Genomic DNA, 18699 nt, shown 5'->3' with positions numbered 1-18699 from the left:
GCTCCCAGCGTGCCAAACGCGCCAGACAGCTTCCCTGGTCGAATGGGCGACGATGCTGACTGGAAATAGAGATGGCAAAGAAGCAAGTGCGTGACAGCGCATATTATGAGGAGCGCCTCAAGCGGGATCACCCATCTGTCTATGCTGATCTTAAAAGCGGGAAACACTCCACAGTTACGGATGCAGCCATTGCTGCCGGGCTGAAGAAGGCGAGAACGCGGTTGCAGGAATTGAGGAACGCCTGGACAAAGGCAGATGCCGTCGAGCAAGCTGACTTTTTGCGATGGCTGGCAGCGTCCGGCGCGGGATCGCCAAGGATGTCACGTCCGGCTTCGATTGGCGTTACTTTCAAGGTAGCAGTTGACCGCAGGCTGACCGCCGAGGCGTCTCGGCGCATCAACGAAATCATGTCCAAGCGCCATCTCAAGCCCGGCGATGTCATGGCCGAGCTGGGTTATTCCCGGCTCAACGCCTCAGTGGGAATGGCCCTTGCGCGAGGAACGCAGCTCAAGCCAGACGTGATCGTCGCTTTGCAGAAATGGTTAGCCGCAAATGCGGGCGCGTAGTCCTTATGGATAATCTACCTAGCGCGCCAGAAGTTGGCAGAGCGCTACCGTCTTTGCTATCTTCTCGCGTGTGTCGGTGTTGGATGCTGGAGCCGCAACGATAAAACTGAGATCGCTCAGTCCGTTGTTAGGACGAACTGAAACGCGAACCGACATCCCGGTATTCCAGTGTCGGACAATCTCAGACACCTGGTTTCCGAGATCGACATACAAGATCCGTTCGCTTCCAACCTTCGTGGATAGGAGGCTCGCGCCTGGAATTTCGAGATCGCTGCCGAACGCTGCGACGTCGGCCTTTATGCGAAGTTCTTCGCTCTGTGTCGGCCAGACATCGTTTTCCGCGGGAATGGAGACCATGGCATATTGCCGACCATCATCGCCGCAGCGCAAAAGGAACGTTCCGGATTTTTGCAGCCGGTCATCACCGATCTGCATGTCTTCGAGATTGCTTGACCATGTCACCTCCGAAGCGGCTGCCTTCACTCGCATCTGATCAGCGCCGATGGACGCATGGACTTTCACCTCTTCCGCATAGGCCGACGAGGCGTGGGCAAAGGATGCGAACAGCACGAACGTGATGAATTTCATGGATACCCCCAAAGCATGCAGTTGGACCAGGCCGCTGCACGAAAGGGAACCCTTCCCCTATTGCTCCTGCTGCTGGTTTGCCGGGGCCGGAACTGTTTGATTTCCTTGTGATGGCGTCCGGCGGTCAACAGAAAAGCCACTCCGCACAAAAAGGTTCCTTTAAATCAATACCTTGGCGGGTATTCTACTCGGAATACCCGCTACGTATCGAGGCCGAGGATAGAATGAGTGTAAGGAACCTTGGATACGCTCGTATCAGCACGAGCGAGCAAAATCTGGATTTGCAGATTGCAGCGCTGCAGGCGGCTTGCTGCGACCAGATCCTGACCGACGAAGGATTCTCCGGAGCCGACTTCTCTCGCCCGGGATTGGCGAAAGTGCTCCGCGCGCTTCATCGGGGTGATACGCTCGTTGTCTGGCGAATCGACCGCCTTGGTCGGTCGCTGTTCGAACTGCTGAAACTGATCCGTGATTTGAACGAGCGCGGCGTCGAGTTCCGCTCGTTGAGCGAAAACCTCGACACCAGCACGTCGGCTGGACGGCTGCTTCTGCACGTCCTGGCGAGCATGGCCGAGTTCGAACGCTCGTTGATAAGCGAGAGAACAAAAGCCGGAATGGCTGCTGCCCGCGCTCGCGGAAGCCGGATCGGCAGGCGACCAGCGATGACGCCGGAGCAGCTTATCGCTGCGAAAGCCGCGATTGAGGGAGACAGGCGGTCCGCTGCAAAGGTTGCGGGTGAGTATAATATCCATCCGTGCACCCTGCTGCGCCTGCTGAAGCACGCGGTTCCTCTCCGGGAATAACAGCGAGGATCAAGTCGATACCCTCCGCGCCAAACGCTCCAATTCGCGGCTCCGTTGCGAAGCCTCCTTTTCTGCCTTCCATTTGGCGATCTTTCTGCGATGTTGTAATTGGTATACCGTGATGCCAAGCCGCGCGGCTTCGGCGGCTTGCCTTACTTCATAGGCTTTCTTCCGGGCGGCTGCCTTCTCCCGTGTGTAGAAATCAAAGGCCAGCATCTGAGCTAACGCAAGATCACGGTGCCGCTTGTTCCGCGCCTCATAGTCTGCGTGTGCCTCGCCGGGTAGCATTCCTGCAACTGGCTCTACCGGAAGCTGCTGCTTATATTCGCGCTCCCATGCGGCAACGAGTTCTACCTTGGCCGCGAGCGGCAGCATCTCAATTTCTGTGATGAATTCAATGACGTCTGGAGACGTAGGAGTCAAAATACTACTTGTCTTCGCCAGATCGCGTTTCTGTTTTTCCTTTTCTCGCATCTTCTTCATTCGAAGCCGCGCCTGCTTGTTCTTGTAGGTCTTCAACTCTGCTGGTGTGAGCCCGCTTAAATCCTTCCGCGCCATCTTTGGAATCTCCGTTACTCTTGTCGAGAGTTATAGCGGTGACACGGAGCGGCTGCATAAAAAGTCGGAATTTTTTGAAGGGGCCGAAAAAGTAATGTCCGAAACATGTGCGCCGGAAGCGTAACCAGATCCAGCGTTCGTAAATATGTATTTATTACTATCTTTTTAGTTAAATCATAAAATAGCACGAACGCTGGGAGTGGTTACGCTGATATCCTCCGGTTATCCGTTGAATGTCCCGGTGCCTCGTTATGCCTCCGGGCGGGAAGTATCCCATACCGGTAAGAGAGGGTCCCGGCCCGGTCGCTTCGCTCCCGGAACCTGTCTCCGGTCGGATGAGGACCGTTCCGGTCCATCGCCGCATTCGGCGATGGAACGACGCCTGCAGACAGCGCAACGTCGGAGCGAGAGAATAAGCCAGTGGCTTGGCGAAGCGGATCTCTTTCGGTCGAGGATTCGCATAGGCGCGATCCGTGATGCGAAATGCTGTTTGATGCGTCAAAACATGCCATGCTCACCGGTGATCTTCCCTGTCAATTTCCGGCATGGGAGGATAGGACCGCACACCAGTCGGGGGCACTGAACCCATCCCCTTAAAGCAATTTGACCCGCTCTAGGACTTCGATGTTGCTGCGCGGGGAGCGCTGCACCGTCATCCTCAGGTTCCAGATACTCAGGAGGTTGGGCGGCACCGGATGGAGGCGAACGAAAGAACGGCGCTCCTGGCGTCCTATCCGTCTTCCGTGCCATGCTATCCACATCGATCATCACCATGCTGACACTGAGGTCATCCACCAGGAACACACACGCGCTACCGGACGTAGATCGATCAACCGCTAAGGCCGGACGTATCCAAGACGGATATGTTTTCGGCGCTGGGGATCAAGGTGTCCCCGGTTTTAAGCCATGGCTTTCGTCACCGATATGAACCGGAGATGCTTTTTGAGGCTCCCGCAAAGACGACACAGCGCTGAGAGTGTGCGTTGTTACAACCTATGCCCGTCCGCAGCGCCTTTACAAAAAGGCAAAAAAGCTATTTGGAGCCGAATTTGTAAACTTCAGGGAAAGAAGCCGCAAGGTTGAACCGATTTTCGGAAGGAATTTCGACCTTCAAGGCAGGTTTACCTGCAACCAAAGATACATATTCGGGTGCGGTTTTGCGCTCAGCCTTGACAAAGGCAAGGCTCAGGCAGGGCCTTTGTCAAGGTTACGCAGGTCGGACGTAAAGGTTTGGGTGCGTTGATTGATTACCCGAGGCGGGCGACCAGATCATCGGCGGAGAGATGGGTGTAGCGCTTCAACATGCGAAGCTCCTTATGACCGGAGATGCTGCTGACCTCGATCATGTTCAGCCCACGCTCGAATAGCCGGCTAACGCCCTCGTGGCGCAGATCATGGAATCTCAACCCGGTGATGCCCGCACGGATGAGAAGCCGACGCCATGCCTGCTCCAGCGCGCCAGCGGTCATGGGGAAGACGGTAGATGCATCTACGTCAGTTCGCGACTTCCAATCCATCAACGCGTCGAAAGCGCGCTGAGACAATGGCACTTCGCGACCGGACCCGTTTTTGGTGAGCGCCAATGCGATTACCCGGCGATTGTGCGAGATATCGGACCACTTCAAACCCAGGATTTCTGATCGGCGCATCCCGGTCTGGATGGCGAGAATAACGAGCGTCTTGAGAAACGGAATCTGACCTGCATCGCAGCCGTCGAGCAGACGCTGCTCCTCGTTCCCGGTGAGGCGTCGACTTCGTTCGTTCCGGATGACCGGGCGGCGAACCAGTTTCACAACGTTGCGGCTCAGCGGCAGGCCCCAGTCGCGGATGCTTACCTCAATGACGTGGCTGAGAATCGCAAGCTCACGAACGACCGTAGATGGAGCTACGCTCTGGAGCCGTTCGTCGCGAAAGGAGGCGATGTCCTGCTGGCTCAACCCGATCATCGTCCGGTAGGCAAGCTCGTGACGCCGCAGAACGTCGATCCGCTGTTTTTCCTGCACGGCACCGCGCTTCATCGGCGACACCTCGCGCTGGTAGCGCTCCAGCAAGTCACCGAGCGTCGTGGTTTCGAGAATCTTCGTATCCGGAGCGGCACCGAACTTATCGACCTGGGCTTCCAGATCGCGCGCCCACTTCTCGGCTTCCTGCTTGATATCGAAGGACTTGCAGCGGGGCTTCATGCCGCGTCGGCGAACCTGTGCTTGCCAGCGTCCCCTGAGCTTCCGGATCGTCGCCATGTGATCTCCAACGGTTATTGTCGATCACGCGTAGGATGCCCCGAAAAGGGAGCCAAGGATTATCCCTTGGAAGATATTTGCATCGGCGCCTCTTTATGAGTGATGATTGAAATTATGGGGCGATTCGCGGATGAGTTTAGTCGGGTGGAGAGGCTGGTGTGTCGATTGAAAATATTCAACTTCGTAAACTTCTGAAACTGATGTTTCTGGACGGGAGGAAGAGACGTTCTGCACTACGAAGGGATATTCGGGAAGAAAGAAATAAGCAAATAGCAAGAGAAACAGGCGAAAGGGATGAAGGCGGAGGCGATTTCTATTCCCCTTTTTGGGCAGACGTTCGCTCTCATGTATTTGGCACTGCCGATCTTCATACCACTGTTCGGGATCGTATCGGGGCAAACGGTCGACGCTCCAGTCTTTATCCTCAACTGCGGGACGGCTTTCTAAGATGGTGGACGGAACGGCGGCGTTGGACAAACGAACCATTTAGGCAGGGTCGGCATCTGCGATCTCATTTAGATTTCACCGACCTTCAAGCTAGAGTTAAGGTCGATAGCGTTCTTTCCGTCCGGGATGCAAACGGGGTCGAGCACTATATTTATCCCTATTTCTTCCCAGAGCCGGCCATTACAAACGAGAGCGCCCGACTTGGGCTGTGGGTTCTGACGCAAGCTTTTAATGATGTTCCCCCGGATGAAATGCGCATTCTCGATGTCATTCGCGGGCGAACGTTCTCCATAGACCGTTCACCTTTATTGGGAAACGAGGAAGAGGAGTTCCGGGGACGCTATCGACGGCTGATTGAGGAGCGAGATGCCTTGTTATCTGAAGATGAGTAGGCGGCCCGATATGGTTTGGTGCGGCAGTGCCTTCTCGGCTTCGAGTTTTATGTCGAAGCTCTTGCAGCGCGGCTTCATGCCGCCTGCGAACCTGCGCTTGCCAGCGTCCCCCTGAGTTTCCGGATCGTCGCCATGTGATCTCCAACGATTGTTGTCGATCACGCGTAGGACGCCCCTAAGGGGTGCCAAGAATTATTTCGGCGCGACGCGAGCAGCTTTCCACAGTTTGATTCTATGAGAGTCAACCCCTTTGCTCTGGCAAATGGGCAGGAATCAACATATATTCTGCTAACATCAGCGCGGGAACATCTGTTTCGGCGCTATCTTTGTGATTCGCAGAAGGGAGGCCCTGACGTGGTAGATATCGCAGCGGAAGGCGCTCGGACCACTGCGGCGGCAGTGGCTAACGCCTTTCTTGATATTCAAGCGAGCGATAATTCAAATTTTCCGCTCATCGATCAGATGAAGCTTCAGAAGCTCGTGTTCTACGCTCATGCCTGGTGGCTCGCTCATACCGGCAGCCCGCTTTTTGGAGATGATGTTGAAGCATGGCCGTGGGGGCCGGTCGTCGGCGACGTCTATGGGAGTTTCAAAGAATTTGGACGGGAACCCATTCGCGGTAAGAAGGCGCGTATTCTCGTAAAGACGGGAGATGGACCATTCAATGTCCGCTTCGAAATACCGGAGCCACCTGATAACGACGTATTGGCTTTTCTCAGAAACGTGTGGGAAACGCATAAGGGTATGACGGGCATACAGCTATCTAACTCAACACATGCGCCTGGGGAACCATGGACAATAGTAAAAGAAAATTACGGATCACTGGATGCAAAGCCTCGTATTCCTAATACATTGATTCGTGATGTTTTCAGAAACAAACTCCGCGCAGCTTGAGAACGCTAAATCCCCGGCGGAATGGAGGGTTCCTTCTCCGCCGGTGCCGACGTCAGATCAACCAGATCGCGAAACACGCAAGGACCCTTCCTATACTGACGGGCATGCGCCAAATCAGGTTTTCCATTTTCAACGATGGGGCTTTTCGTATGGCACCGACGATAAAGGGCATGCAGCCGCGTTGACGCTGTCGGTCGCTATCTTGGCGCTCATTTTTCTAATCGTCCTAATTGGCTCGTGTCTTTCAGAAAGAGAATGGCTTGCCGATATACTGAAGGTTCTGGGAAGCGCTTTTTTGATTGTCGCAGGTATCGCGGTCGGAAAGTCGACAGCAAAGTCCGACGATTAGAATAAAATGGTTCGGAAGTGCCGCAAGTGTGGCCCCATATTACATGATTGCGTGAAATCTCAGCGGAACCTGGACGAGGCGCCCCGCCGATCCTGAATATCTCATTGAATTTATTGATAAACTGGCGGAGAGGGAGGGATTCGAACCCCCGATGGAGTTGCCCCCATGCCGCATTTCGAGTGCGGTGCTTTCAACCACTCAGCCACCTCTCCGCGTTATCAGCGGACAGTCGAAAATAGCTTTCTTCCATCCGTGCAGGATAAATTCCACGCGAGCTGAGTGCGCGGTGGGCTAGATAGCGGGTGGGGGCCCAATATACAAGAGCAAATTGGCGGAATGTTTGGGGAAATTTCTTGACTTGACGCCTGTTTCGCTTTTATAAGCGCGCGACTTTAGGCGTGAAGGAATCCGCGTCGATCGTTTTAAGCTGGCTGCCTGATTACCATACAGGAAATTCGGCGGCCTTTTCGAATAAATCTGTCACGACTGACAAAAAGACGGCCCGTGCGTTTTCACGCATGAGAGCTGGACCGAACGACCCGAAAGGACAAAAAATGTTCGCAGTCATCAAGACGGGTGGCAAGCAGTATCGCGTTGCCGCCAACGACCTTCTGAAGGTCGAGAAAGTTTCCGGCGAAGCCGGTGCCATCGTTGAATTCGCCGAAGTGCTCATGGTCGGCGAAGGCGCATCCGCCACGATCGGTGCGCCGGTCGTCGAAGGCGCTCTAGTGACGGCGGAAGTCGTCGAGCAGGGCCGCGCCAAAAAGGTCATCGCCTTCAAGAAGCGCCGCCGGCAGAATTCGAAGCGTACCCGCGGTCATCGCCAGGAACTGACGACGATCCGCATCTCGGAAATCCTCACCGGCGGCGCCAAGCCGTCGAAGAAGGCCGAGACCGCCCCCAAGGCCAAGGCAGCGCCGAAGAAGGCCGCAGCCAAGGCCGAGCCGGCCGCATCGGCCGAGTAAGTCTTGATTTTGGCCGCATGATCCTTGCCCGAAAAGTCTGCAACTTTTCGGGGGCATGCTAGAAAAGTTTAAAGGAGAACACCGATGGCACATAAGAAAGCTGGCGGTTCATCGCGCAACGGTCGCGATTCGGAATCCAAGCGCCTTGGCGTGAAGAAGTTCGGCGGCGAGCGCGTTCTCGCCGGCAACATCATCGTGCGTCAACGCGGCACCAAGTGGCATGCCGGCGACAATGTCGGCATCGGCAAGGATCACACGCTGTTCGCCCTGTCGAACGGTTCGGTATCCTTCCGCACGAAAGCCAACGGACGTACCTTCGTATCGGTAAACCCGATTGCGGAGGCTGCGGAGTAAGCCGGTAGCGCTTCAATACAAGCACCGGCGTCCCATCGGACCCGGTGTCTGGCATCCAAAGCCGAGAGATCAAAAAGGGGAGATGGGGCACCACCATCTCCCCTTTTTCGCATCTGGAGGAATGAAAAATGGTTGCCGAAATACTCGAAGACGATGAAGAAAGCTCGAGGCGGATCGATTGTCCCGTCCTTGTCACGGAGCGGCTGGTCCTGCGGCCCCCGCATGAGGAGGATGTGGATGCAATTGCCGATCTCGCCGACAATGCCCGCGTGGCGGAAATGCTTTCGCGCATGCCGCATCCTTATACGCGAGCCCATGCGGTGGATTTCGTCAATCGCGCCAAAACGGGCGATATCGGCAAATGCGTCTATGCCATCACGCAGGCGGAGACCGGCATTTTCATGGGCTGCTGCGGCATCCATTCCTACAAGCATGGCGAGGGATTGGAGATCGGCTATTGGCTGGGCCAGCCTTTCTGGGGGAGGGGCTATGCCACGGAGGCGGCGCATGCCCTGATCGATCTGGCCTTCCGCGCCACCGATATCGAGCGGCTGCACGTTTCCTGCCGGGTGTCGAACGCCGGCTCGCGCCGGGTCATCCACAAAAGCGGCTTCCAATATGCCGGCACGGGCATGATGGACTCGCTTGCCGCCGGCAATGTGCCGACGGAACGCTATACGCTCGACCGGCGGACCTGGGTGGGGCTCCGGAGCTGGCATAAGTGAGGGCAGTAAGGCAGTAGGTGCGTAGGCAGTATGTGGCGATAAAACATACTGCCCTACTGCCTTATTGCCCTACTGCCTTATTCCAAGTAAGGCGTCAGAGAACAAAAAGGTTGCGTCACCATGAAATTTCTCGATCAGGCAAAGATTTACATCCGCTCCGGCGATGGCGGGGCGGGGGCAGTGTCTTTCCGGCGCGAGAAGTTTCTCGAATTCGGCGGGCCGGACGGCGGTGATGGCGGGCGCGGCGGGGATGTCTGGGTCGAGGTCGTCAACGGGCTCAACACGCTGATCGACTATCGCTTCCTCCAGCATTTCAAGGCCAAGACCGGCATGCATGGCATGGGCCGCAACATGACCGGCGCCAAGGGCGCGGATGTCATCTTGAAGGTGCCTGCCGGCACACAAATCTTCGAAGAAGACAACGAGACGCTGATCTGTGACATGACCGAGGTCGGCCAGCGCTATCGCATCGCCAAGGGCGGCAATGGCGGTTTCGGGAACCTGCATTTCACCACCTCGACCAACCGCGCGCCGCGCCGGGCTAATCCCGGCCTCGAAGGCGAGGAGCGGACGATATGGTTGCGGCTGAAGCTCATCGCCGATGCGGGGGTGGTCGGGTTGCCGAATGCCGGTAAATCGACATTCCTGGCCAGCGTGACGGCGGCCAAGCCGAAGATCGCGGGCTATCCCTTCACCACGTTGCATCCCAATCTCGGCGTGGCGCGCGTGGACGGGCGCGAATTCGTCATCGCCGATATTCCCGGCCTCATCGAGGGCGCGCATGAGGGCGTCGGCATCGGCGACCGTTTCCTCGGCCATGTCGAGCGGACGCGGGTGCTGCTGCATCTGGTCTCGGCGCAGGAAGAGGATGTGGCCAAGGCGTATCGCACGGTGCGCGGCGAGCTTGAAGCCTATGGCCATGGGCTGATCGAAAAGACCGAGATCGTCGCGCTGTCGCAGATCGACACGCTTGACGCGGACGCGCGCAAGAAGAAGGCGGCTGCGCTGAAGAAGGCTTGTGGCCAAACGCCGCTATTGCTTTCCGCTGTCAGCCGCGAGGGGCTGGAACAGGCGCTTCGGGCGCTTGCCGCGATCATCGAAGAGGCGAGGGCGGTCGAGGCAGGTGGTGCCGCTGCGACGGGGGAGTAGACGGCAATCATGGCTAGACAAGCGCTGAAGCAATATCGCCGGATCGTGGTGAAGATAGGCTCGGCGCTGCTGGTCGACCGGGCGAGCGGGCTCAAACGCGAATGGCTGGAGAGCCTTGGGGAGGATATTGCGGCGCTCGCGGCGGCGGGCGTCGAAGTTCTGGTGGTTTCCTCAGGGGCCATCGCGCTTGGCCGCACCATTCTTGCCATGCCGAAAGGCGCGTTGAAGCTGGAAGAATCTCAGGCCGCCGCCGCTACGGGGCAGATCGCGCTGGCGCGGGCTTATGCCGATACGCTGGAGCGCCGTGGCATTCGCGCCGGGCAGATCCTGCTGACGCTTGCGGACACGGAAGAGCGCCGCCGCTATCTCAATGCGCGCGCCACGATCGAGACGCTGGTGAAGCTCCATGCCGTTCCGATCATCAATGAAAACGACACGGTGGCGACATCCGAAATTCGTTATGGCGACAATGACCGCCTCGCGGCGCGGGTGGCGACGATGATGGGCGCCGACCTGCTGATCCTTCTCTCCGATATCGACGGGCTCTATACCGCGCCGCCGCATCTCGATCCCAACGCGCAATTTTTGCCCGTCGTGGAGGCGATCACGCCTGACATCGAGGCGATGGCGGGGGCTGCAGCCTCGGAACTTTCACGCGGCGGCATGAAGACCAAGCTCGACGCCGGCAAGATCGCCAATGCGGCGGGAACGGCGATGATTATCACGTCCGGAACGCGGTTCAACCCGCTCGCCGCCATCGACCGGGGCGAGCGCGCGACGCTGTTCAAGCCGGCTACGCATCCGGTCAGTGCGTGGAAGACATGGATTTCTGGCAATCTCGAACCGGCGGGCCGGTTGGTGGTGGACGACGGCGCGCTGGTCGCGCTGCGCTCCGGCAAGTCACTTTTGCCTGCGGGCGTGCACCAGGTAAAGGGCAATTTCCAGCGCGGCGATACGGTGGCGGTCATGAGCCTCGAGGGGCGTGAAGTGGCGCGCGGCCTTGTCGCCTATGACGCGGCGGATGCGGTGAAAATCGCCGGCCACAAGAGCAATGAGATCGCAGCCATTCTGGGCTATGATGCGCGCGCGGCAATGATCCACCGCAATGATCTGGTGGTGCGCGGGACGATTGCGCGTGAGGAAGCGCGTGGAGGGTAGGATTATGTTGACCAAGGCAGGGACTGACACGGAAATCGCAAGCCTCATGGCGGAGATCGGGCGACAAGCGCGCGCCGCGTCCGGCCCGCTTGCCATCGCCTCGGCGGAGCGCAAGCATGCGGCGCTCATCGCCATGGCGGAAGCGCTGATCCGGCGCAAGGATGAAATCCTCGCCGCCAATGCGCTCGATATCGCCAATGCGGAGGAAGCCGGACTGACATCCGCCATGCTGGACAGGCTTAAGCTCGACAACAGCCGTATTCGAGCCATGGCGGACGGCGTGCGGGCGATTGCGGAGCTTAAAGACCCGGTCGGCGAAATCATCGCGGAATGGGACCGCCCGAACGGCCTGCATATCGAGCGTGTGCGTACTCCCCTCGGCGTCGTCGGCGTTATCTATGAAAGCCGTCCGAATGTGACGGCGGATGCCGGGGCGCTATGCCTTAAATCCGGCAATGCCGTGATCCTGCGCGGCGGTTCGGATTCGGCGCACTCGACGGCGGTTATCCATGCGGCGCTCATCGAAGGCTTGAAGGCGGCGGGGTTGCCGGAAGATGCGATCCAGATCGTTCCCACGACGGATCGCGCGGCGGTCGGTGAAATGCTGAAGGGGCTTCAAGGCAATATCGACGTGATCATTCCGCGCGGGGGCAAGAGCCTTGTCGCGCGCGTGCAGAGCGAGGCCCGTGTGCCGGTGTTCGCGCATCTGGAAGGCCTCTGCCATCTTTATATCGATGGCTCCGCCGGTCTCGCTATGGCGCGGCGTATCGCCGTCAATGCCAAGATGCGGCGTACCGGTATTTGCGGCGCGGCGGAAACGCTGCTGGTGGATCGCGCTGTTGCCTCCACGCATCTGGTGCCGATCCTTGAGGATTTGCATAAGGCAAGTTGCGAAATTCGCGGTAGCGCGGAGGTGCAGGCTCTGTTTCCCGATGCCAAACCCGCCAGCGAAGAGGACTGGTCAACCGAATATCTCGATGCGATCATATCCGTGGCGCTGGTCGATGGCGTTGGCGGCGCGATCAGGCATATCGACCGCTATTCCTCACATCACACGGAGGCGATCATCGCGGAGGATGAAAGGGCAGTGGAACGCTTCTTCAACGAGATCGATTCAGCCATTCTGCTGCATAATGCCTCGACGCAGTTTGCCGATGGCGGCGAGTTCGGCATGGGGGCGGAGATCGGCATCGCGACGGGAAAGATGCACGCGCGCGGGCCGGTTGGCGTGGAGCAGCTCACCTCGTTCAAATACCGCGTGCGCGGCAACGGCCAGACACGTCCGTGAGTGCGCGGTTGGCGCTTTCCCGGCAGTATGCCAGCGTAGACCCGGCCTATCTCCGGATGCCGTATGTCGAAAAGGGCATGGCGGTCGGCCTGTTCGGCGGCTCGTTCAATCCGCCCCATGCCGGCCATGCGCTGGTGGCGGAAATCGCGCTCAGGCAACTCGGCCTCGATCAGCTTTGGTGGATGGTGACGCCGGGCAATCCGCTGAAGGATGTGAATGAGCTGGCGCCGCTCGAACGCCGTCTGGCTGAGAGCCGCAAAATCGCCAAGGACCCGCGCATCAAGGTGACGGCGTTCGAGGCGGCTTATAATTTGCGCTATACCGCCGATACGCTGGCTCTCATCAAAGCGCGCAATCCGGGCGTCCGTTTCGTCTGGATCATGGGCGCCGACAATCTGGCCGGGTTCCACCGCTGGCAGCGCTGGCGGCAGATCGCGATGAATTTTCCCATCGCCGTCATCGACCGGCCGGGTTCGACGCTCGCCTATCTCTCGTCGCGCCTCGCCAAGACGTTTTCCCATGCCCGCATCGACGAAGCTGATGCGCCGCTTCTTCCCTATATTCACCCTCCGGCTTGGACGTTCATCCATGGGCCGCGTTCCTCGCTTTCCTCGACCGCCATTCGAAATGGGCGGCGGAAATAACAATTCTGCAAGGTGGCAGGTCTTGAAACCGTCATGGGACTCTGCCTATCTTTGAAGGGTACGGGGCTTCTACTTAATTGCATGACCTTGTCATGCTGGTCACCGTGCGGCGTTGTTCTTGTTGGAAAGGAAATACACTGAGAACAGCAATTCAGAAGAAGGACAGTTTTGCTCCTTCCACAGCTGGGGTCAGCGGGTATGCATCCGTATCCCATGCTTTCGAAATGGTCCTCGCCGGTCTCGAAGACTCCAAGGCGGAATCCATCGTCCCCATCGATATCAGAGGCAAATCGGCGCTCGGCGATTACATGGTGATCGCATCGGGCCGTTCGCACCGTCATGTCACGGCTGTCGCCGATCAGCTTCTGCGCACCCTGAAAGAGGCCGGATACGGCAATACCAGGGTCGAGGGGCTGGCGAATGGCGATTGGGTCCTGATCGATGCCGGCGATATCATCATCCATCTCTTCCATCCGGAAATGCGCGAGTTCTACAACATCGAAAAGATGTGGCTCGCGCCGGACATGGATGGAGAGTTCGGCATGGGAACCGTTCATTGATGCGTTGACCTTTATTTCAGCCGCATGATCTCTCATTCGGGATCATGCTGCAAAGGGTCGAGCGAAGCGGGAGAAGTATGCGTATTACCGTTTTTGCCGTGGGCCGGATGAAAGCCGGCCCCGAACGGGAGTTGGCTGACCGCTATTTTGACCGCTTCACCAAGGCCGGCCCTTCGCTCGGACTCGATTTTTCGGGCGTGGCGGAGATCACTGAAAGCCGCGCTGCGACGGCCGACCAGCGCAAGCAGGAAGAGGCGGCGCGATTGTTTGAGGCGCTGGATGGCGGCGGCGCCCGGCTGATCCTGCTTGACGAACGAGGCAAAGAGTTGAGTTCCGAAAATTTTGCCGGGCATCTTGGGCGCATGCGCGATGAGGGGCAACGGCAACTCATCCTCGCCATCGGTGGCCCGGACGGGCATGATCCACGGTTGCGCGCGCGGGCCGATCTTGTTTTATCCTTAAGCGCCATGACATGGCCGCACCAGATTGCCCGCATATTGATCGCCGAGCAGCTTTATCGCGCCGCGACGATATTGTCCGGGCATCCTTATCATAGGGTTTAACTGGAAACGTTGGTGGGGGCACTTCACCCCCCTCTGCCCTGCCGGGCATCTCCCCCTCAAGGGGGGAGAATGGCCTTCATAGACGTTCGGCACCAATCTCATACATTGCAGAATGAATGCCAGCGTTCATGTCAGCCAATCTCCCCCCTTGAGGGGGAGATGCCCGGCAGGGCAGGGGGGGTATTTCGCGATTCCATCAAAATTGAATTGCCACTGAGGCCCGTATTTTAGCCGGAATCCTCCCACAGGGAGACGGGAACAATATTTCTCGCCGCCCGGGTATTATGGTTGATGTTTCCTTAACGAAGCAGGGCATAATGTCGGCCACAGTAACCCCATAAATGATCGGGCCGCTTTCCAAGCGCGGCAAGTGCAGATGAGTCACCAGAAGCCCAGCGTATACGGGAGCGTTCCGGGAAGCCGCGCCTTGCGAAGCGTGGCGGCGACGGCATTTCTTTGTGCTGCATGGGTTGCCGGCCTAGGGCCGGGGCAGGCACAGGAGGCGCCGCTGGAAACCCGGCGCATCGAGACCAGCAGCGAGCTGGATCGGGTTGCCAGCGAGATGTCGCTGAGCCAGGAAAAGCTCGCCAGGCTGGACCAGGAAATCGGTGCATTGAAGAAGGATCAGGCGACGATCACCGCCGCGCTGATCCAGTCCGCCAAGACCGAAAAGAAGCTGGCGAAGGATATTGCCGAGATCGGCGAAAAGCTGACGTCGCTTCGCGAACAGGAGGACGGCATCAGGCTTTCTCTGCGGACGCGGCGCGGCGTTCTGGCGGAAGTGCTCGCCGCCCTGCAGCGCATGGGGCTTTCTCCGCCGCCCGCCATTCTGGTGCGACCAGATGACGCGCTCGCCTCGGTGCGCAGCGCGGTTCTCCTGGGCGCGGTGGTGCCAGAGATGCGCCAGCAGACCGAAGAACTGATGGCGGACCTCAAGGAAATGAGCCGTATAACTGCCTCGATCCGGCAAGAGCAGGCGCGGCTTGCCGGTACTCGCGAGACGCAGGTCGAGGAGCAAAAGCGGCTTTCGCTGCTGCTTGGAGAAAAACAGAAGCTCCATGCCCAATCGGAGGACCAGCTTGCCGTCGAAAGCCTCCATGCCGAGGAACTGGCGCGGAAGGCGACGAGCCTGAAGGAGCTGATCGCCGCGCTGGATAGCCAGATGCAAGGGGTGCGTCAGGCGGCGGAGGCCGCGCGCCTTGCTGAAGAGAAGCGTCTCGCCGAGGGCCAGGAACGGGCGGAAAGCCGCGATCCCGACACCAGCCGCCTGACGGCGCAGACTGATTTCGCCTCGCTGCGCGGTCAGCTTGTGCAGCCCGCGGCGGGGCGTCTCAGCCGACGTTTTGGCGACAAGGATGACATATCAGGCACAAGCATGGGAGAAATGCTTGGGACCGCCGCCAATGCCACGATTACGTCACCTTCCGATGGCGTTGTGCTTTATGCTGGTCCGTTTCGATCCTATGGACAACTCTTGATCCTGGACGCCGGTGGTGGGTATCATATCGTACTGGCGGGAATGAAGAGAATCGACGTATCGCAGGGACAGTTCGTATTGGCGGGCGAACCGGTCGGCGCGATGGGGGAGAAGCTTTTGGCGAGTGCTGCTTCCATGAGTGGGAAGAATGGGAGTGGGGACAATGGCGCGCCCATGCTTTACATAGAATTCAGGAAAGATGGAAAACCAGTCGATCCGGCCCCGTGGTGGACGGTGCGGCTTTCTGGAAGGACCGAAAATGATACGTAAACTATCGCTTCTCTTCGCGGGCGCCCTTCTGGGAGCATCGGCGATGGTTGTGGTGCAGGGGGCCCCGGCCTCGTCGGCCAATAATGCGGCTGGTAGCGATACTTATAAGCAGCTTGCGATCTTCGGCGATATTTTCGAGCGGGTCCGCGCTCAATATGTCACGCCGCCGGAGGACAAGAAGCTGGTTGAGAACGCCATCAACGGCATGTTGACCTCGCTCGATCCCCATTCCTCCTATTTGAACCCGGAAGCCGCGCAGGACATGCGCGTACAGACGAAGGGTGAGTTCGGGGGCCTCGGCATCGAAGTGACGATGGACAACGATCTGGTCAAGGTGATCGCGCCGATCGATGATACGCCTGCTTCCAAGGCAGGCGTGATGGCCGGCGACCTCATCACCCAGATTGACGGCACGGAAGTGCGCGGGATGAGCCTCAACGATGCTGTCGACAAGATGCGCGGCCCGGTGAATACGCCGATCGAGCTGACATTGGTGCGCCAGGGTGCGGACAAGCCGATCAAGCTCAAGATCACCCGCGATATCGTCAAGGTACGCGCCGTTCGCTACAAGGTGGAGAACGATATCGGCTATATCCGGGTGATTTCCTTCACAGAGCAGACCTATGAGGATTTGCAGAAGGCGATCAAGGACATCCAGTCCAAGGTTCCGAACGACAAGCTCAAGGGCTATGTGCTCGACCTGCGGCTCAATCCGGGTGGTCTCCTCGACCAGGCGGTGGCGGTTTCCGATGCCTTCCTCGACAAGGGCGAGATCGTCTCGACGCGTGGCCGCGATCCGCAGGACGTTACCCGCTTCGATGCGCGGTCAGGAGATCTGACCGACGGGAAGCCTCTGATCGTTCTGGTCAATGGCGGATCGGCCAGCGCTTCCGAGATCGTCGCCGGCGCCTTGCAGGATCACCGGCGCGCCACGATTCTCGGCACGCAGTCCTTCGGCAAGGGCTCCGTGCAGACGATCATCCCGCTTGGCGAAAGCGGCTCGCTGCGGCTGACTACGGCGCTCTATTACACGCCGTCGGGCAAGTCGATCCAGGGCAAGGGCATCACGCCTGACATCGTCGTCGAACAGCCGTTGCCGGCCGAGTTCAAGGATCAGGACGTGACGCGCGGCGAATCCGAGTTGAAGGGCCATATCAAGGGCAAAGAGGAAGACGACAAGGGTTCCGGTTCGCCTGCCTATGTGCCGCAAGACCCGAAGGACGACGTCCAGCTCAACGAGGCCTTCAAACTCCTGCGCGGCGAGATGGCCAACGCGGCCTTCCCGCCCAATCAGAACAAGGGTGTGCCGAACTGATCGCTAGAACAGTTTGCGGTTGATGGTGTTGCCAGGCACCCCCCTCTGCCCTCCCGGGCATCTCCCCCTCAAGGGGGGAGATTGGCTGACAGTACCCTCCGTTCCTATTCTGCAACGGTTGCGATTGGTGGCGGGCGTTGATGAAGGCGTAATCTCCCCCCTTGAGGGGGAGATGTCCGGCAGGACAGAGGGGGGTGTCCCGGCAGCATTCCTTATTCAGCCGAGGGCGCGCTAAGGCATGTCGGACATCCATAGCCCGCTGGGGCAGGGCAAAAAACGAAACAAGCGAGGGGGCAGCCGTTTCCGCGCTTATTCATGGATGGGACCGGCTGTCGTCGTAGCCGGTATCGCGGGTATTGCCGGGTTTCTTGCCAGGGGCAATGGCGGGATGTTCCGCAGTCCCGCACCGCCGCCTTCGCAAGAGAATGTCGCCGCGTCGTCAGTGATTTCAGCAAGCAAGCCGCGTTCGTCCATCGAGCGACCGAGCGGTTCGGCATCCGGCCCTGCCATCATCAAGGTGGCGCCGGACATGCCGGCATCATTCAACGGCGTCGGGATCAATGACCCGTCGAAAGCGGGGCAGAATTTGCGCGTGGCGCATCTTCCCGATGCGGAATTGATTGAGGTTTCTCCTGTCGGTCCGCTGCCGGTCCGGGGCGCGGATGGGCGGCGCCCGCTTGATGTCTATGCCAGAGCATGGTCGGGCGCTCGCGGCGCGCGCGTCGCCATTGTCATAGGCGGGCTTGGCCTGTCGCAGACCGGCACGCAGAATGCGATCCGCCAGTTGCCGGAGGAGGTGACGCTCGCCTTTGCGCCGCAGGGCAACAGCCTGCAACGCTGGATGCAGGCGGCTCGCCAGCGCGGGCACGAAATCCTGATGCAGGTTCCGCTGGAGCCGTTTGACTATCCGCGTGTCGATCCCGGGCGTAATACGCTGACGGTCGAGCGTGGCTCCGAGAAGAACGTTGCCGACCTCCATTGGGCGCTGTCGCGCGTCACCAACTATACCGGCGTGATGAACTATATGGGCGCGCGGTTCACGGCGGACGCAGGCTCATTGACGCCGGTGATGCGGGAGATCGGCCGGCGGGGGCTGCTTTATCTCGATGACGGAACCTCGGCGCGCAGCCAGGCCGACGCGGTCGCTGCTGAGCAGGCCACGCCATTCGCCGCTGCCGATCTCACTCTCGACGCGGCGCATGAGCGTGGCGATATCCTGAAAAAGCTGGATGAGCTGGAGCGTATCGCCCGCGCCAAGGGAACGGCCATCGCCACCGGCGCGGCCTTTCCCGCCACCGTGGAGGCGATAGCGCTATGGGCGAACGAGGCGAAGGCGCGCGGCATTGAGATCGTCCCGGTCTCCGCGCTTGTCCGCGATCCCGAAAGGGAATAGA

20 protein-coding genes and 1 tRNA gene are annotated in these 18699 nt (G+C 59.0%); 17 read left to right on the top strand and 4 right to left on the bottom strand.

Annotated elements, in window-relative coordinates; translation table 11 throughout:
* Nucleotides 1-71: 71 nt before the first annotated feature.
* The gene (locus C7477_RS09700) at nt 72-566 is read left to right on the top strand and encodes a hypothetical protein (protein WP_110751510.1); all 495 of its coding nucleotides are present in this window, start codon (nt 72-74) and stop codon (nt 564-566) included.
* An 18-nt stretch (nt 567-584) separates the two neighbouring features.
* On the opposite strand, the gene C7477_RS09695 is transcribed toward C7477_RS09700, so the two are convergent.
* Complete coding sequence (locus C7477_RS09695) at nt 585-1154, bottom strand: hypothetical protein (protein WP_110751508.1); 570 nt, start codon at nt 1152-1154, stop codon at nt 585-587.
* 224 nt (nt 1155-1378) lie between these two features.
* Between C7477_RS09695 and C7477_RS09690 the strand changes: the two genes are divergently transcribed.
* On the top strand, nt 1379-1957 hold the full coding sequence (locus C7477_RS09690; RefSeq protein ID WP_110751580.1) for a recombinase family protein: 579 nt from the start codon (nt 1379-1381) through the stop codon (nt 1955-1957).
* Nucleotides 1958-1966: 9 nt separating this feature from the next.
* Here the strand turns inward: C7477_RS09690 and C7477_RS09685 are convergent, their stop codons facing one another.
* A complete protein-coding gene (locus C7477_RS09685; RefSeq protein WP_110751506.1) occupies nt 1967-2515 on the bottom strand; it encodes a hypothetical protein in 549 nt (182 codons plus the stop codon).
* 1247 nt (nt 2516-3762) lie between these two features.
* Nucleotides 3763-4755 carry a site-specific integrase gene (locus C7477_RS09680; RefSeq protein WP_110751504.1) on the bottom strand — a complete coding sequence of 331 codons (993 nt, stop codon included), beginning with the start codon at nt 4753-4755 and terminating at the stop codon, nt 3763-3765.
* A 158-nt stretch (nt 4756-4913) separates the two neighbouring features.
* Between C7477_RS09680 and C7477_RS09675 the strand changes: the two genes are divergently transcribed.
* The 3 genes from C7477_RS09675 (at nt 4914) to C7477_RS18740 (ending at nt 6837) form a co-directional block, all read left to right on the top strand.
* A complete protein-coding gene (locus C7477_RS09675) occupies nt 4914-5594 on the top strand; it encodes a hypothetical protein (protein WP_110751502.1) in 681 nt (226 codons plus the stop codon).
* A gap of 354 nt (nt 5595-5948) precedes the next feature.
* Nucleotides 5949-6488 carry a Panacea domain-containing protein gene (locus C7477_RS09670; protein WP_181418386.1) on the top strand — a complete coding sequence of 180 codons (540 nt, stop codon included), beginning with the start codon at nt 5949-5951 and terminating at the stop codon, nt 6486-6488.
* Entirely contained in the window at nt 6457-6837 is a 381-nt protein-coding gene (locus C7477_RS18740) for a hypothetical protein (RefSeq protein WP_146226085.1), read from the top strand. Before C7477_RS09670 ends, C7477_RS18740 begins: the two co-directional genes overlap by 32 nt.
* 122 nt (nt 6838-6959) lie before the next feature.
* Here C7477_RS18740 and C7477_RS09665 read toward each other — a convergent pair.
* A tRNA-Ser gene (locus C7477_RS09665) sits at nt 6960-7049 on the bottom strand.
* Nucleotides 7050-7391: 342 nt separating this feature from the next.
* On the opposite strand from C7477_RS09665, the gene rplU reads away from it, so the two are divergent.
* The 12 genes from rplU (at nt 7392) to C7477_RS09595 (ending at nt 18698) form a co-directional block, all read left to right on the top strand.
* The gene (rplU, locus tag C7477_RS09660) at nt 7392-7802 is read left to right on the top strand and encodes a 50S ribosomal protein L21 (protein ID WP_110751498.1); all 411 of its coding nucleotides are present in this window, start codon (nt 7392-7394) and stop codon (nt 7800-7802) included.
* A gap of 84 nt (nt 7803-7886) precedes the next feature.
* Nucleotides 7887-8156, top strand: coding sequence for a 50S ribosomal protein L27 (gene rpmA / locus C7477_RS09655; RefSeq protein WP_110751496.1), 270 nt, complete (start codon nt 7887-7889; stop codon nt 8154-8156).
* Between the two features lie 128 nt (nt 8157-8284).
* Entirely contained in the window at nt 8285-8881 is a 597-nt protein-coding gene (locus C7477_RS09650) for a GNAT family N-acetyltransferase (protein ID WP_110751494.1), read from the top strand.
* A 120-nt stretch (nt 8882-9001) separates the two neighbouring features.
* On the top strand, nt 9002-10030 hold the full coding sequence (obgE, locus tag C7477_RS09645) for a GTPase ObgE (RefSeq protein WP_110751492.1): 1029 nt from the start codon (nt 9002-9004) through the stop codon (nt 10028-10030).
* A gap of 9 nt (nt 10031-10039) precedes the next feature.
* Nucleotides 10040-11188: a glutamate 5-kinase gene (gene proB / locus C7477_RS09640; RefSeq protein ID WP_110751490.1), complete on the top strand. Its 1149-nt coding sequence runs from the start codon at nt 10040-10042 to the stop codon at nt 11186-11188.
* Nucleotides 11189-11192: 4 nt separating this feature from the next.
* Nucleotides 11193-12476, top strand: coding sequence for a glutamate-5-semialdehyde dehydrogenase (locus C7477_RS09635; RefSeq protein WP_110751488.1), 1284 nt, complete (start codon nt 11193-11195; stop codon nt 12474-12476).
* 56 nt (nt 12477-12532) lie between these two features.
* Nucleotides 12533-13120: a nicotinate-nucleotide adenylyltransferase gene (locus C7477_RS09630; RefSeq protein WP_110751578.1), complete on the top strand. Its 588-nt coding sequence runs from the start codon at nt 12533-12535 to the stop codon at nt 13118-13120.
* A gap of 92 nt (nt 13121-13212) precedes the next feature.
* Entirely contained in the window at nt 13213-13680 is a 468-nt protein-coding gene (gene rsfS, locus C7477_RS09625; RefSeq protein WP_110751576.1) for a ribosome silencing factor, read from the top strand.
* Nucleotides 13681-13757: 77 nt separating this feature from the next.
* Entirely contained in the window at nt 13758-14243 is a 486-nt protein-coding gene (rlmH, locus tag C7477_RS09620) for a 23S rRNA (pseudouridine(1915)-N(3))-methyltransferase RlmH (RefSeq protein ID WP_110751486.1), read from the top strand.
* Between the two features lie 376 nt (nt 14244-14619).
* A complete protein-coding gene (locus tag C7477_RS09610; RefSeq protein ID WP_110751484.1) occupies nt 14620-15990 on the top strand; it encodes a murein hydrolase activator EnvC family protein in 1371 nt (456 codons plus the stop codon).
* The gene (locus C7477_RS09605; protein WP_110751482.1) at nt 15980-17305 is read left to right on the top strand and encodes a S41 family peptidase; all 1326 of its coding nucleotides are present in this window, start codon (nt 15980-15982) and stop codon (nt 17303-17305) included. Before C7477_RS09610 ends, C7477_RS09605 begins: the two co-directional genes overlap by 11 nt.
* Before the next feature lie 238 nt (nt 17306-17543).
* Nucleotides 17544-18698 carry a divergent polysaccharide deacetylase family protein gene (locus C7477_RS09595; protein WP_110751480.1) on the top strand — a complete coding sequence of 385 codons (1155 nt, stop codon included), beginning with the start codon at nt 17544-17546 and terminating at the stop codon, nt 18696-18698.
* Nucleotide 18699: the final 1 nt, after the last annotated feature.

It is taken from the genome of Paramesorhizobium leguminum (genome assembly GCF_003217235.1).
GTDB lineage: Bacteria > Pseudomonadota > Alphaproteobacteria > Rhizobiales > Rhizobiaceae > Paramesorhizobium > Paramesorhizobium leguminum.
Note: the sequence above shows the minus strand (reverse complement) of the source record. Positions and strands in the feature narration are given on the sequence as shown.